This is a genomic window from Lacrimispora brassicae (assembly GCF_054772055.1).
Map to the genome: position 1 here is coordinate 187,895 of NZ_BRYH01000009.1, position 15,725 is coordinate 203,619.

General features: G+C 38.7%; 10 protein-coding genes and 1 pseudogene. 1 reads left to right on the top strand and 10 read right to left on the bottom strand.

The window, feature by feature from the left end:
* Positions 1–88: 88 nt before the first annotated feature.
* The 8 genes and pseudogenes from ACYVD3_RS06590 to ACYVD3_RS06625 all read right to left on the bottom strand — a co-directional run.
* Positions 89–288, bottom strand: a pseudogene (locus tag ACYVD3_RS06590) (IS110 family transposase); the annotation flags it as partial.
* A 319-nt stretch (positions 289–607) separates the two neighbouring features.
* Positions 608–892, bottom strand: a complete 285-nt coding sequence (locus tag ACYVD3_RS06595; RefSeq protein ID WP_460641717.1) for a hypothetical protein — start codon at positions 890–892, stop codon at positions 608–610.
* Complete coding sequence (locus ACYVD3_RS06600) at positions 889–1,740, bottom strand: hypothetical protein (protein ID WP_460641718.1); 852 nt, start codon at positions 1,738–1,740, stop codon at positions 889–891. The genes ACYVD3_RS06595 and ACYVD3_RS06600 overlap by 4 nt, the downstream gene beginning before the upstream one ends.
* A gap of 10 nt (positions 1,741–1,750) precedes the next feature.
* Complete coding sequence (locus ACYVD3_RS06605; RefSeq protein ID WP_460641719.1) at positions 1,751–2,791, bottom strand: hypothetical protein; 1,041 nt, start codon at positions 2,789–2,791, stop codon at positions 1,751–1,753.
* The gene (locus ACYVD3_RS06610) at positions 2,784–3,410 is read right to left on the bottom strand and encodes a hypothetical protein (RefSeq protein WP_460641720.1); all 627 of its coding nucleotides are present in this window, start codon (positions 3,408–3,410) and stop codon (positions 2,784–2,786) included. The genes ACYVD3_RS06605 and ACYVD3_RS06610 overlap by 8 nt, the downstream gene beginning before the upstream one ends.
* Positions 3,411–3,414: 4 nt before the next feature.
* Positions 3,415–4,911, bottom strand: a complete 1,497-nt coding sequence (locus tag ACYVD3_RS06615; RefSeq protein WP_460641721.1) for a DUF5048 domain-containing protein — start codon at positions 4,909–4,911, stop codon at positions 3,415–3,417.
* A gap of 8 nt (positions 4,912–4,919) precedes the next feature.
* On the bottom strand, positions 4,920–5,810 hold the full coding sequence (locus ACYVD3_RS06620; RefSeq protein ID WP_460641722.1) for a hypothetical protein: 891 nt from the start codon (positions 5,808–5,810) through the stop codon (positions 4,920–4,922).
* Between the two features lie 15 nt (positions 5,811–5,825).
* Positions 5,826–6,884 carry a hypothetical protein gene (locus ACYVD3_RS06625; RefSeq protein ID WP_460641723.1) on the bottom strand — a complete coding sequence of 353 codons (1,059 nt, stop codon included), beginning with the start codon at positions 6,882–6,884 and terminating at the stop codon, positions 5,826–5,828.
* A 960-nt stretch (positions 6,885–7,844) separates the two neighbouring features.
* On the opposite strand from ACYVD3_RS06625, the gene ACYVD3_RS06630 reads away from it, so the two are divergent.
* A complete protein-coding gene (locus ACYVD3_RS06630; RefSeq protein WP_460641724.1) occupies positions 7,845–9,371 on the top strand; it encodes a collagen-like domain-containing protein in 1,527 nt (508 codons plus the stop codon).
* Between the two features lie 382 nt (positions 9,372–9,753).
* Here ACYVD3_RS06630 and ACYVD3_RS06635 read toward each other — a convergent pair whose 3' ends face one another.
* Positions 9,754–10,311, bottom strand: coding sequence for a hypothetical protein (locus ACYVD3_RS06635; RefSeq protein ID WP_460641725.1), 558 nt, complete (start codon positions 10,309–10,311; stop codon positions 9,754–9,756).
* A gap of 59 nt (positions 10,312–10,370) precedes the next feature.
* On the bottom strand, positions 10,371–15,467 hold the full coding sequence (locus ACYVD3_RS06640; RefSeq protein WP_460641726.1) for a coiled-coil domain-containing protein: 5,097 nt from the start codon (positions 15,465–15,467) through the stop codon (positions 10,371–10,373).
* Between the last annotated feature and the right edge of the window lie 258 nt (positions 15,468–15,725).

Genomic DNA, 15,725 nt, shown 5'->3' on the forward strand with positions numbered 1-15,725 from the left:
CCGTGGCATAATTAATTATGCAGATAACAAAAAATACTACTAAAGATACCGGGTCCATACCCTGGATTACAACATCTTTACCATGTTACTCTGCCTTGTCTTCCAGCCATGCCTTGAAAGTGGTGAATCCAGCCTCATCATTGCTGAATGCATATGGTTTCTTAGAATACTCATAATTATGTCAATCAAATGTTCTGGCATAATGTGTCTCACTTCCGACATCAATACCAACCACCAGAGTTTTTTCGTAATAGCTGCAATTTTTTCGTTCTGTGTGTTACGATTCATTTTAGACACTTCTCTGTTCAATAAGATTACTAACCGCTCAAAGTCAGTAATCTTATTTTACACTGAGGTATTTTTTTCTCAATCTTCTTTCTCGGAATTCCTTATATTTAAATTATACAGGAACCTCCTTTTTATATATAAAAAAAGAATAGAAGAGTGTTTACCCAACTATTCCCTAACCTTATTTTTATATGTAAACATAATGAGGCCGTTCTTCACTGAACAGCAAATAACGCAACCAGTCATCAAGCACGATCCCGGCCAGGCATGGAAGTAACCAGAGCACACTGAATAAAAGGCATATCTGCCCCATAATATTTCATGGAATATAACTATAATTCCATATTCCCCAGCCCAACTTGATATTAACTATATAGCCGGTAATGAATTCTAGGATAGTCACAATCACATCACCAAGAAGCATCTGCTGATATAAGGGCATTTCCCAGGGGATCAATTCATTAATCAGGCCAAGACACACAAAACACACTCCTCCCAATGCAAACATGGTCCAGTGGGAATATCCACGGAATGCCAGCTCCATGCCTATGTATATGAGTCCTCCTACAAACCAGAGGAAGACATATTTAAATAACTGCTTCATTGTTTCGCCCCTTCCTCTCTGGCCATGGCGGCAATTTTCGCCAGATATATTTTAAGGATCTCTGACTGGTGTTCCACTGGGATATCTGCGCCGTAATAAATCTCCTGCAATTCTGCCTCTGTTTTCACACTATCAATCCATGTTTTTAAGCTGTTTCCGTAAGTGATATGATAGGAGGTATGAAACATGGCCTTTTCGATTATCCAGGATATGTCAGCCGCAGGATAGAACCGGCAGGGTTGCCCATCCGCATGGTATACAATCTGCTCTGCTCCGGAAGCAAGTTGTACCTGTAAACCGAAAAGATTAAGCTGGTCATTCTGGGTCAGGCTGAAATGTTCAAAGCCCGTGGACAGCTCCACAGTTATTCCATTGCAGACAGTCTGACCACAGGCAGCATTCATTTCTGCCTTTTTCGCTTCCTTTAATTCTTCCGGGGTTTGGCCTAAGACGCTTGTTTCAATTCCGATTCCTGATATAGTGGCAAGGTGGGAGATTTGTGAACCAAAAGATTGTGTCTGCTTCTGTGAATCTTCATACTGCTTTTGAATCAGCATAAGCGTCCGATAATCTACAAAAGGATAACAAGCATAGCCATTTTGGATTTTGTTGCCCTTCTCATCTAATTTATAGAGTAGTTCTCCAGTTTTTTCATCGCGGGCATTGCTGCCGTCTTTATTAAAAAGGAACTCACATTGTGGTTCATATTTGTAGCCTTGAATACAGGCGTCGCACCAGTTTCCGAACATTTCTTCTCTTGTTTGTTCAACCTCAAATATTTCTTTAAAATAATTTGGCTCCTTATCAAGTGACAAAATCTCATACTGATCGTTAATATATATTTTCATAAATCCTCCTTTAGCTTAACCAGATACGATAGCATACACATTCGAAACGCCAAAAATGAATATAAAAATTGGTATTCATTTGAAGGGTACTCATGTCAAACGACAATGTTCGAACTCCAACATCTATAGTATATAATGCCGTACTATTTACGCCATTAAGACTAAGGTGTAATTCGCCAGGATAACTACCGTTAGAGTATAATTTAGTGCAATATAATTCAACATTCAAATACCTTCTCCCTACAGCATTGGTTGGAACTTTAACTACGACCTCATCGCTTCCTGGTAATAGTTTTTTTATGGTAAATTGACCAGCATCAAAAGAATAACTTACTGCCGCCCCCGATGAAACAGTCATTCCAGCAACATTGTTTCCTCTATAATATAAATCTTGAGCGCCAGGTACATATCCTTCCCATGTTCCAACTACACCGCCGATGTTCACGCCTTTTTTAATGTTAGAAGCCCAAAAATTTTCTATATAAGCCCTAATCCAATTCACTCCATTTAAGTAGTGACCATTCCTTACACCCATAAAGATATTGCCATCTCCCCTGTTTGCCCAGGTTGTATTCCATGCGTGATCACCGCCTGCATCTGCTCCCTGGATAGGTATACCCCCCTGAACTCCACATATGTTTACATCGCCGCGCATTTTCCATGGCTCAATACCAAGAGCTGCTGCGACCTCCGGGCGGGTCATATATACCCACGGATTCGGTTGCCCCGGTTCATCGTAATATCCCTTTGGAATGTAATAATAAAGTCCCGACCCATTTAGCCCTGCTCCTGAACCATGTACTGAGGTTCCCCGAAGTGGTATAGTTCCAGTTATTGGCTTCCCTTCTTTATCAACACCAACTTTCCCTGCCAGCATATCGGGTGGAGTGGCTGTTATCACGTCAAGATCTAATTCGCCAACGCCTATTTCATCATTCGTATCAGATCCAACATACGTTTTACCTTTTTGCACATATTTCTTTGTCACAGAAAGTTCATCAGAACCAATGCCTCCGCCTCCTGCCACATTCGTAACACCATATTTAGCCATTTTTTCTCATCACCTCAATTTCTCTGATTGTCAAAGCACTTTTTGGAAGCTTGTTTGCTTTTAAAACAAAATTTCCGGCGCCAGTATTTTCTTTTAAAACAATAAAAGCCTTTGCAGCATGGAGCATACTGTCAGAACTAAAATAGACATTCACCCTGTCATTTTCTAAAATCATGTCTGACGTGTATGTATATGTCAAATTGCCATCCCAAGCACTAATTGGTATTGAAACATTTGTTGCAATTGTAATACCAGTGAGACTTTCTATCTTTTTTGCAGAATAAGTATTCGTTGCTTTTTCTTCATTTTCTGCCGAATCGTTAATTCCAACTGTATGCTGTGCCACAGTACGGATCATATTATCTACATCATCCTTAAAAAACTTTTGCGTAGCCTTTACTCCATCTAAAAGAACATTAAATTTATCAGCATTAAATAATGATTTCAGTAAATTAGGATACTGTTCTTTTAACTCAATCATGGTATCCGTATCATTATTCAAATAAGCTTCATTATACCTATCTACAATAGGCCGAAGAGTAGAGGAAACATCCTGCATATTAGGGAAATTACATATTTCCTCCGGGAATTTGCTGCGGGGATATTCTGGATAACTCATTGTATTAACTCCTTCCTTTATTTTTACGATTGTACACATAAGAAAAGCTCTCCATAAATTTATAGAGAGTTACATTCATAGTTCCATTACCAGTAGACCAACTGAGATTTTTGATAATATACTGGCTTTTCTCATTACTATATTTCGGTGTATATTCAATTTTTGTATTAACTTCCAGCCAGGGAACAACCAGTGTTGTAAGGTTTATTGTATCCATCATGGCGGTTGTCTTATATGTCAGATACTCAGCCTGGTTAAAACAGGCTGCATCATCACTCAAAGTACTATAATCGAAAGATTGGGGAATTTCATATCCAAGGCTTGTCACTGAAAACGGACAATCTTCTGACATTTCTGCATATCTGCCGTAGCACTGGAACTGGCCTAATAGAAACAGGGCGTTTTGAGTTGGATTTAACCGTCTGTATCGGAACACATATATATGATCTTTTTTTAAGTCGCCTGCTTTTAACGGATCACCGCTGCCATCATAAATTGGAATAGCAGGAGAGAAGCTGTTTATTGTAAATTTGGGATTTGGTAAATTGCCGGCACAGACTTTAAATGCCAATTGTGTCAGATTATCTACATCTTCCCATGAATTATATATACTGAAATTAACTCTATATGTATTATCTGAATAAGCGGAAGTTTCAGCATATCTGTCATTATTATCAAGCTCCAATACCTTGCCCCATACTTCTGTAACATTATAAATTCCTGTAAATTTCATATCAGAGTTTTCATCTATAATAATACTCTGCATAATGGAATTATCCAAAATAACAGGTTCACCAAAACAAGTGGGTGATTGCCTCCATATAAAAGTTCCATCTGTATCAAAGTAAAATTCCCATGAATCATAAAGATCTCTTATTTTAGTCCAGACATCGACATAAGTGCTCCCTGTTTCAAAGGTTAAATCGTAAGGGATTGGCTTCCCAATATCTTCAACAACATAGTTTGTAATTCCTGCCTCCTTGAGAGTGGCAATAACAGAAGAACGAATATCTTCTCCGGCAGGAATCAGGAGATTTTTAATTGCGTAATCAGGAGTATTGTTGGATGAACCATATCCCCCAATTTGTCCGTTAAGCGTCCCGTCATATAAAGCCATTAAATCAGCACAGGAAAGAGACAATTTTCTTTCGGAATTTGAATGGACATACTTCATATTTACATAACAAAATACGCCTAATTGATACCAAATGATTTCTTTACTTCTTAATGACTTAACACCATAAAACACCCGAATTCTCTTATCCATCCAGATTTTTTTGTCTTTTCCTATCATAAACGAAGAGCTTAAAATAACCAGATCAAAATTATAGCTTCTTCTCTGAAGAGATTCTGAATCAATAGAAAAGCTATCATTTATGATATGCCCTTCAAGAGAATCTAATATTTTGAAATTCGGGTTTAGCAATTCGACCTTCAGGAATATTTCCTGTTTTCCCTGTTTCAATATACTTAAATCAATTTGTGTTGCCTCATGAGCCATAATAACACCTACCTGTCCAAATCTGTATCAATGAAACCGTTGTCATACATATCACCTATATCGTAAACATCTCCACATTCAACAACACTGAATTTTGTAGTCACATGCTCATCATGATCGGATTCTTCTGAAATTTCACCTGTTACACTTATCATATAGACATTACCCAAAATGTCTTTTAAGATTTTAGGGTGTCCGTCGGTGAGAAATTCATATATTTTATTCCTGTATTCCCAGGAATCTCTTGTACACCAATCCTGATCTTTTAATTCAATAAATGTGCAGGAGACATCACCAGAATAGTAATTGGCAATTCCATTTTTTATAACCACCGGCTTTTTTCTGCCCTGCAGTTCAATGATGTTTGAGTTGTGATTTAGTTTTTTAGTAAATGAGGTATCAAGTATCATTGGATATGAAATGTCTTTATCACAAAGAAAGTAGGATTCAAATTCTGATTTTACTTTATTACCGATGTAATCGCCTTCTCCACCGGAAATTACGGGAACATAGGCATATTCAACTTCTCCAAATGGTTCATAATAATCCATAAATAATATTGAAAAATCCTCATTTCTGTTGATTGGTTTTTCATAGATTGTTTTAAATTTTAAATCATGCTTTGTTTTCTTTTTTATTCTGATAAACTCCACGATGCTTTCAGAGAAATTTACATTTCCTCCGTAAAGATTATCTTGAAACAGTGCATGTAATCGAGTATCAAAATTCCACTCACTGGGGAAACTTCCGTTAAAATCAGATATTTTTATGATTGAGACAGAAGCGTATATTTCATCGAAGACAGCGTTTTTTACTGTTAATGTTTTCACATCCAGGTCATCTACAGGGGAAGAAACCAAACTGCTATTTGAACCGGAAAAACAACCGCCTATAAACATTGTAAATCACCTCCTTTATTTTTTATTCACCAATACAGCGTTTATGTCATAATTACTGCTGATACGATTAACGCATAAAGCAAAACTCTGATGAATTGCAGGTAAATTAATATATTTACTAAAATGTATATAATTAATTCCACATGAATTTACCACTAGTTCAAAACACACTTTTTCGCTGCCTGAATCAGCATATTTTCCAATTCTATAATAAATATTTCCCTCAAATGATTCACCATCTCCGAAAGTAATAATTTTGAAATTTCTGGCTGGTTCACGAAAAACAAATACTTTGGTAAAGTCACCGTTTATCTCGAAGCCTTTATTATAGGTGACATTATTATCTCTTAAATCTGCGTATTCGTGATCAATAAATATTACGTCTTTTCCCGGTAGACCAATAGCAGAAACAATGTTGCTTTTAATTTCAATGGCGCCTTGGCCTGCTTTGTTATTTAATTCAAGAGTGTTAAATATTTGAGGGGTGATATATGAAACGGTGAATAGGATAAAACCTGTATCAAGAACCATGTTATGCAGTGTTTTTCCGGTAGCTCTGATATAATACTGTTTTGCATTCTCAAGCCCTGATATTACATGTGACAAATCGGATATATCATAAATGTTACCGGATGAAGATAGCTCTGTTTTTTGGTATGTATATAATGTAACAGAAAAGCAGTCAAGAGGTTCTTGTTCTCTTTGTTCAAATTTGATATTTATTTTATATGTGGAAGATTTTATAATACTGTCATCTTCAAGTAGTACCGCCCAAAGAGTTTTGGTAAAACAGTAAAATGGAGTTCCAATGCTTTGAATATCTGATTCCTTGTTATTCACGTCAAAAACTGACAGGTAGGCAATGTAATATGTGCCGTTTATCAGACCTGAGCCAGGAGGCAGAATATAAGATTGCTTCATGGTGCTGATTGTATTGTCATAAACGGTTCTTCCGCTTTGGTTTTCTTTAATGATGCATCGTACTTTATAGATCTGATTGCCTTTCCAGGTAAATTTAATTTCTGTTCCTATAGAAGTGTCAAATGGTTCTATTGGATGTATAATTGCATACATTTGTATCCCCCTTTATTATAATCTCTCGGAATCTCTAGCCCTTATTCTATAAGGCTCTCAGGTTCCGTTTTTATTAAAACCCCCACTCTTTTCTCAATAACGCATGACATCTTCATCGAAATATGCGGCGTTACGTGCCCTTGTCTACAAGACATATTTTCGATTGGAGGCGATTTTTAATGTTACCTGTTAACTCTGGCGGTCATTCCGCCTATCAAAGTTTTGTTGTTTCTCAAATTTGTAAATATATTCTGATCCCAAATCTTTTTCTAAATCTACATGGGCAATTCTTGAACACTTCTGGCTTACTGATTTATCCTTCACGGATCTTCTGATGAAGCATAGCTATTTTGTTTTGGGGCAAAAACCTCGTCTGCCTTCCTGCATGCTCCGTTCCTATCTTTTGTTCATACCGCTCATCTTTCTATGAAAGATAATTCAAGACTTATTAACATACCTCCCAGAAATAGTGACGAGTGGAAAATCGAATTTAATGCAAGAACTTCTGCAGAGTGTTCCAATAAATGCCAGTAAATAGACTTTCTATTAGAAAACGGCAGACACTTATCAACTAAGATGTGGTACTGCTGCCTCTATCGCATCATGATGCCTGGGATCTGTCTTTTGATTCAGATCTCAAACGATTGATTTTGCACACCGCTTAATCAAGACATAATAATTGTAAACCATAGAGGCAGCTATGTATGTTTCTTATACTCATTTTTTAATCTTCCATATTTTTTATTCATTCTCGGATAATATTTACTTTTCAAGGTACACCAGGCCCGTAGGGCTGTAATAATCACTCAAGATTCCGAGGGACTATTATTTGTTCAAATAATTAATTTTAAATTTACCATGAATAGTTTATTTGTTATCCAAATATCAGTTTTAATACTTCTTGAATATAATACATTAGGCGTCTAATTACGCTGTAAATAATTTATAGGAGGGAGCTTTATGCAGCCTGGGGAATTTCAAGGAATGAATATATGCGATTGTAGTGGCACAAAAAGATGTTCATCAGATAGTTGCTTCAATCATGAAAATATTAAATGTGAACCTTGTACGTGCAAATGCTGTCGTTGTAAAGGCCCGACCGGGCCTACTGGACCTATCGGACCTACTGGATCTACCGGACCTACTGGTGCTCAGGGATCCACTGGACCTACCGGCCTTACCGGTGCTACTGGCCCTACCGGCGCAACTGGACCTATCGGCCTTACTGGTGCTACTGGGCCTACCGGAGCAACTGGACCTATCGGCCTTACTGGTGCTACTGGGCCTACCGGAGCAACTGGACCTATCGGCCTTACTGGTGCTACTGGACCTACCGGACCTATCGGTCTTACCGGTGCTACTGGTGCTACCGGGCCTACTGGGGATACCGGACTTACTGGACCTACCGGACCTACTGGACCTACCGGTCCTATCGGTCTTACCGGTGCTACTGGTGCTACCGGGCCTACTGGGGATACCGGCGCTACTGGACTTACCGGTGCTACGGGACCAACTGGACCTATCGGCCTTACCGGTGCAACTGGACCTACCGGACCTATCGGGCTTATCGGTGCTACTGGACCAACTGGACCTACCGGTCTTACCGGTGCTACTGGGCCTGCTGGAGATACCGGACCTATCGGGCTTACCGGCGCAACTGGACCTACCGGACCTATCGGGCTTACCGGTGCTACGGGACCAACTGGACCTATCGGTCTTACCGGTGCTACGGGACCTACCGGACCTATCGGGCTTACCGGTGCTACCGGGCCTACTGGAGATACCGGACCTATCGGTCTTACCGGTGCTACGGGACCTACCGGACCTATCGGGCTTACCGGTGCTACGGGACCTACCGGACCTATCGGGCTTACCGGTGCTACCGGGCCTACTGGAGATACCGGACCTATCGGGCTTACCGGTGCTACGGGACCAACTGGACCTATCGGTCTTACCGGTGCTACGGGACCAACTGGACCTATCGGTCTTACCGGTGCTACAGGACCTACCGGGCCTATTGGACTTACTGGGGATACCGGACCTACCGGCGCTACTGGACCTACAGGTACCGCTGGGTTATCAGAATATGCTTATATCTATAATTTGGATGCTCAAGTTGTTGCTTTAGAGGCAGATATACTATTTAGTACCAATGGAATTATCGTCGGTACCATCGCACATGCACCCGGAACATCCACCATCCAATTTGGTAGCGCTGGTGATTACGCCGTTTGGTTTTATGCTGCGGGTGTAGAGCCCAATCAATTTACTGTCTTTCAAAATGGAGCTCCCGTTGCTGGAGCAGTATATGGATCTGGAGCTGGTACTCAAGCGAATCCAGGGATGGTAATTATTACTGCCGCCGCATCCGATATCTTAACTATCCGAAATCATACAAGTTCTGCTGCGGTTACGCTACAAACTTTGGCCGGAGGAACACAAGTAAATGCTAATGCTTCAGTATTAATTCAAAAGTTAAGCGCTTAGGATCATACAATTCATCAGAAAGTGGATCAACCAAAGCAGATGGAACCGTCATCCAACTGCTTTGGTTAGATTAAATACCCAATATGGACCAGTCAATCCTTGTTTAAAGACAGTGGAAACATTCAGAAACACATAATATGATAGTGGAAAATAGTTATAAAAATAGCAATTTAACAGGAGTACATACAGACATACAAAACCTGACAACGAGTAAGGCTAATCAGACTGACTTGTCTAATGTATCGACTAAGGCAGATAATGCAATATACCGCTTGGGCGAAGGTCGCGTAAGCATGGGGTGGAATTATGAAACCTTATCACTCAATTTTTATGTGGATGGAGTTTTTGTTGGGAGGTTTATAAAGCCTTAATAAATGAAATTTTAGTTTTTAATATATAATACTGCAATTGTTGGATTTGCAACTTGGCTGGAACTTGTAAAATTTCTCAATCTGACCAATGTGGCTGTTAATGCGGTGATTCCAGCATTTGAGTTACCCGCTGCCTTTGGAATGTATGCTAATGGAGTATATCCAGTAACCGCTAAAGGAGTATATGGGATATCTACACTGCCATTTGCAGGCACAGTGGTATCTGCAAAACTTTGATCCCTAATTATTACCACATCTTTGTCAGCTTTATTATTTAAATTACCATTTATTTGATTAACTTGATTTTGTATAGCACCGCCAAGTTGTACATATAATTCATTCCAATCATTTCTTGGAGCGCACACCCATACCAAGTCACCAGCGTTCAACCTGCCATCGCATTTTGCCGTATACTCTACATTTTTATAAAGTATTTTATATTTCCCGGTTGATTCCTGGCTGATTACTTTTGCTCTGAATGTCTTATCGTATTTCAAAGTATTTGCCATATTTGTAAATAAGTAACTGATATCTTCCGCTATTTTTTTATATACATCTTGAAAGTTCAAATAATCACCACCTTCTTTTATTTAAAAAGAGGTTCCGTATGAGGAACCCCTTTCATAATTTATATCTTACCTGATTGCTGAAGCATGGCGCTTCTTAACCCGCCATTTAATATTCCTTCTGCCAAACAATCACTGTCATTGCACTCTTGAATATTAATATCTCCAAATTGGAAATTTTGAACAGAGGGAATTTCATTATTAAGAATAAAACCACCCAATACCTTGCCATGGTCAGGAAAATCAGGTATTACGCCATAGGCGGTTGAAAAGTTATCAAGCAGCATTTCCTGCTGTTCCGAATTAAATATGGCCTCACCCTTATGCAGGATTGATGGCAATTCGTCAGGAGCGAGAGCTTTTAAACCTAATAGTTTCAATTTGGTTTCAACCTCCTCCTTAGAATTTGTACCAACGATTCCTTTTTCAATTCCGTCTTTATATGCCCCTGGCCCGCTATCTACGTATCCCTCACTGCCTTTGCGGAATGGTGCGCCATCGTCGTCATCGTCGTCGTCATCACGGTCATAGCCATTTTTCAGATTATCTCTGACTTCTTTCAGCACACTAAGCATGGAAGATACATTGTTGGTAAGCTGCTGCCAACTGGAGGTGTACTCTGAAATAATACCGGAGTTTTTATTGTATTGTTCAAATGATTTCATTAATTCTGAAGCAGTATCTGCCAGACCTTTCTGTATGCCGTTTAATACATCGTTTGCGTTAGCGCCGGTATTATTGACAGAACCTAAATAATCATAGATGTTCTGTAAATTGCTGCTGGCAGACATTACTTGATTTAGCTGCTTCAGCAAATCATTCATTCCGTTCATTGCTTCATCGTAGGAGAGTGTACCATTTTTATAGGAAGCAATGTATTCTTCTAAGAGAGAGTAAATATTGTTTGTGGCATTGATCTGTTCTTCATATTGCTTTAGCTGGTCAGCATTGGCCTGATACATGTTTTTAAACATGTCATATATGCCAGAATCATTTCCGGAAATAACTTTATCTTTCCAGTCCTTTCCAAGGATTTCCGCTGCTTTTATTTCATTCTGTGCCTGTGTTATTTTTTCTACGATTTCAGACCACTTTTCAGATTGTTTGTTTAAATTTTCCAACTGTTCTTCGCACTTTTTGTTATAGTTTTCAAGAGCTTCATCCAGCTTATCCATCTGAGACTGGAGGTTGTATTTTTCCACGTCAAGTCGGGCATCGTGAACGGCATTTTGAGCATTCCGGATATTGTCCGCATTTGACTCGTAAACTTGCTCCCCGTTTCGGATGACGCGTTCCGTTTTTTGCGTGTTGGCAACTTGCAGGTCGTACAATGCCTGTTCTAAATTGGTCTGTAATTTAAGCTTTTCATTTTGTTTATCCAGCAAGTCCAGCTTATCCTGAATCGCTTTCTTTTGAACATTTAGTGATGTTTCATAGGCTTCTTTGGTTTCATTAATCTTTTGGATTTCATCATTAATTGCTCCGGTTACTGCACTGATTACTGTTTCATATTCATTTTTTACGCTGCTCAGTCCATCGGCAACTTTTTGTAATTCGGAAGAATAGTTGTTAATATTCTCCATTGGCATTTTTAAAAGTTCTTCGTTCCATTTATGTAAGTTCTGCACCATAGAGGACATTTCTGAGTTTACGGATTGTAATTGACTGTACAATTCGTTCCAGTTGTCGGATCCGGTTTTGTATTCGCCCATGACGTCTTCAATCAGAGATGCCTGTTTTTTATACTGATTGATAATCTCTGCACCGTTAGAAATCATTTTTTGATAATACTCACTGTCTAATTTTTTGCCGGATGCTTCGATTTCAGCCCCCCAATTAGAGATGGCAGAGTTGATATCATTATACATGGAAATAACTACGCCAAGGTTATTGATAGGCAATTGTTTTAACTGATGATTGTATTCCTCCTGCTGTTTCTTTAATTCAAAAAGAGAAACTTCTGCATCATTGATTTTATTTTTGATTTCGATATATTCCTCTGAATCTTTTGATACTTTGCCGGAAGTAAGCAGGTTATTTAGTTGGGCCCGTCTGGTTTTAAGTATTTTTTCAACGTTTTCAATTTGACTTGCTGTGTTACCAACCAAAGCTTCAAGTACAGAAGAATTTACTATTTCCCCGGCTGACCGATAGTATTCCATCTGTTTTTCAAGAAGAGAATTAGAATTTTCAAACTGCTTGTTGGTATTTTCTATAGCAATTACTTTGTTTTCATAAGGGGCAATGGTATCAGCAATATATTCTTTTTCAAAGTTAGTTTGTTTTTTGATTGCCTCCTTTAGCTTATCGTAAGCATTGATCGCTGCTTGAACCTTTTCTGTTTCTTCACCGGATAACGAGTCAATGGATATGCTGCCTGATTCGATCTTTTCCTGATATTGGGGGGGAATTCCGATAAGTGTTTCTTTATATTTGTCCTGGTATTTTTGTACGGATCCTTCATAATCAGACAACATGGTCTTGTCCAGTTCAAGTAACTGGGATAAGTAGTTTTCTTTGGACTCAGAGGGATTACCTGTGGAAACCAATGTATGCAATTCTGCCATGGTCAGGCCAGTTCTTTGTACAATGGCAAACAGTTCATCGGCTCCGGTGGTCATGTTTGCGATATCAGAAGTGAGGAGTTCCTTTGCGCGGTCAAAGTCGCTTTGAGTGATACCAAGGAAATCAATGTAAGTATTATTTGACTTTTCTTTTAATTCAGCGCGTTTATCTTCAAAAAGTTTTAGCCTGCGTTCAACGAAGTCAAATTCTTTTGTGATATTGGCTTTCTCATTTCCGGAAGTTCCCGAACCATTTGTTGACTTATTTGCTTGAGTTCCGTTCCCATAGGAAGCATTGGTAGCGGAACCTTTGCCTTTATAAATAGAAGACTCCTTTATCGCAACATCAAGCTCTTGTAGTGCATCTGTCTGAATCTTATCATATGCTTCCTTGTCGATACGTCCGCCAAGATTTCCGCCAGACTTAAGGATATAGAGATTTTTTAATGCGGTATTAGCTGTGCCTATTATTCCTACAAGAGAGAGAATGTTTTCAATATCACCACTGGTATCCAAAGCATGTCCATTAAATAACTGCTTTTCAATTGCAAGTCCGGCAAGAGCAACTTTAGCGATTTCGCTTTGAGTTGCCTCCTCAAGAATATTAGGTATTTCATCTGCCGTGGCGTTTGCAAGCGAATAACTCATTTCTGCCGTATAAGCTTTTTGTGCAGCAAGATGCTCCTGCAGTATAATAAGGCGAGACATTACAACTTCTTCAGCGTTAGTGACTCCCATATTCTCGAGCATTGTAGCTGCTAGTTTGGCATTTTCTTCGGTAAGATTATTTAATACCCCGGAGCTGTCAATCCAAGCCGTAACCAATTCATTGAAAGCTGACTGAGTAGCATTAATATCTTTTGGGGATGATGATATCGTTTCAACAAAATTTGTATAAGTATCTTTAAGATCACTAAAATTATCCTTAAATTTTTTATCATCCAGTAATACATAGTCAAAAGGGTTCTCCCCTTTTATACTATTCGAAATTTTATTAAGAGACTCAAAACCTCCGGATAATGAGTTTATTTTGGCGGTTAAATCCTGTTTTGATAGTGGAGCAAAAGCTGCTTCACCTGATTTTGCTGCAGCTTCTTGAACAATTTTTAATCGAACCAGTTCGTCGATGATCTGATTAACACTGAGATCATACTCTTTGGAAGATTCCAATAATTTGTTAAAATCAGCTCCCGCTTTATCTTGTTCCATTGACAGTAATTCTTCTCTTGTTTTACCTTGTAATGCCCTGGCATAAGTTGTAAGATTATTTTCATTAGAAGCGAAAGCATCTCTAAAGTCATATAAACGTGTATCAGCCTGATTGAATATGTCTGTCATGACACTGCCAAAGCGTTTCCAATTATCACTCGTAAGGTCAATAGAATTTTTGATTTGATTTAAATGATCTTTTGCAGATAGAATTTTTGTTTCATCACCAGAAATAAGAGCGTTGTTATAAGCTTCAACAGCACCAGCAGCTTTATTATATCCATCGGATAATTTACCGTTTGTAGCAATCTCCATCATTAGTCCGGTACTAAAGTCCTTTTCATACTTATCCAACGTCTCCATAGATTTTCTCAAGGAATCGCTTGACATATCTATAACAGTTGATATAAAAGGATCATCCTTACCAAATGACTCTTCCAAGCTTCCGATTTCCGTCATGAAATCATTAATTACAGTATTTGCCTTGGAGGCATCCGCATTTAATATAATCGAAAATGTACCAGTAGATTCATTTGGGTCTGCAGCAATACCAAAGTCTTCATAATTTTTTGCAATATCTAGAATTTTACTCCCTGATTCAGAATATGTGCCAATATCATTTCCAAGAAAATATGTCCTGCTCAAAGTCATTTTTTCCTCAGCAGTTTTAAATCCCTCTTTATGCTCATTTAAATATCTTTGAGCGGCGGCTTTATTATAGTTTTTTATTGCTTCTGTCTGATCCTTGTATGCATCAGTCACAAGATTTAAATGGCCATACTCGTCGCCATACTTATCATTCAGTTCTTGTTGAAGAGATAGAAGGTCACTCTTTATCTCTAACTGTCTTTCTTCTGTGGTGTTAGCATTTGTTAATTCGTCATACAATGCTTTGTATTTGCCAGCATAATCATTAACTGAAGAGGACACTTCCAAATATGCGTCTGCGGCGGCCGATGTCTCTTGACGAGCTTTCTCAGCAGATTGTTTGTAAAAATTCCAGGCCGCAGATCCTGCTGTAATAGCAATCCCTATTCCAAGTAAGGGGTTTGCCGCTATTGTTGCCCAAAGTCCTTTTAGTGCAGTACTGAAGCCCGAAGTTGCTATGGCGGCACCTTTTTCGGCAGTTGAAAAGGAAGTAGTCTGAACTGCTGCTTCTAATTCTGCTTTGCTTAAGCCGGAAACGGTGGCTTTAATCCCATTTGAGTTCTCTTGAAAAACGGTTCCTGCCAATATTAATTCCAACTGTGATTGATTTAGCTTATCACTTGTCAGAACACATTTTTGCATACTTAGATTTAATGAATTAAAGTAATCAGCTATATTACTACTACTATTTAAATTTTCAATTATATTTGGAAGATTTCCGAGGTCTTTAAGCTGCATTTATAAAATTTCAAGAGTATAATATATCCAATTATTACGATCAAGTAGAAAAGTATGGTCCTGATCGTTCTGAATGTGGAAAGCCGGTTGGTGAAGCCGCAAGTTCGTCCAACTTGCAAGTGGGCGATAGGATTGGCGGTACCAGAAAAAGTTTAAGTAAGCGGGGGAACGACAGGAGAGCAGGATATTTCCCGTTGAACTTTATTGTAATTCAGCCAATTTAAAGTTAATTACCAGATTAACCAAGAAAAAGGGAGT

Excerpts from the sequence above, each read along its gene's own strand:
- ACYVD3_RS06605 (WP_460641719.1), bottom strand. The coding sequence starts at position 2,791 with ATGGCTAAATATGGTGTTACGAATGTGGCAGGAGGCGGAGGCATTGGT.
- ACYVD3_RS06610 (WP_460641720.1), bottom strand. The coding sequence starts at position 3,410 with ATGAGTTATCCAGAATATCCCCGCAGCAAATTCCCGGAGGAAATATGT.
- ACYVD3_RS06625 (WP_460641723.1), bottom strand. The coding sequence starts at position 6,884 with ATGTATGCAATTATACATCCAATAGAACCATTTGACACTTCTATAGGA.
- ACYVD3_RS06595 (WP_460641717.1), bottom strand. The coding sequence starts at position 892 with ATGAAGCAGTTATTTAAATATGTCTTCCTCTGGTTTGTAGGAGGACTC.
- ACYVD3_RS06600 (WP_460641718.1), bottom strand. The coding sequence starts at position 1,740 with ATGAAAATATATATTAACGATCAGTATGAGATTTTGTCACTTGATAAG.
- ACYVD3_RS06630 (WP_460641724.1), top strand. The coding sequence starts at position 7,845 with ATGCAGCCTGGGGAATTTCAAGGAATGAATATATGCGATTGTAGTGGC.
- ACYVD3_RS06615 (WP_460641721.1), bottom strand. The coding sequence starts at position 4,911 with ATGGCTCATGAGGCAACACAAATTGATTTAAGTATATTGAAACAGGGA.
- ACYVD3_RS06620 (WP_460641722.1), bottom strand. The coding sequence starts at position 5,810 with ATGTTTATAGGCGGTTGTTTTTCCGGTTCAAATAGCAGTTTGGTTTCT.
- ACYVD3_RS06640 (WP_460641726.1), bottom strand. The coding sequence starts at position 15,467 with ATGCAGCTTAAAGACCTCGGAAATCTTCCAAATATAATTGAAAATTTA.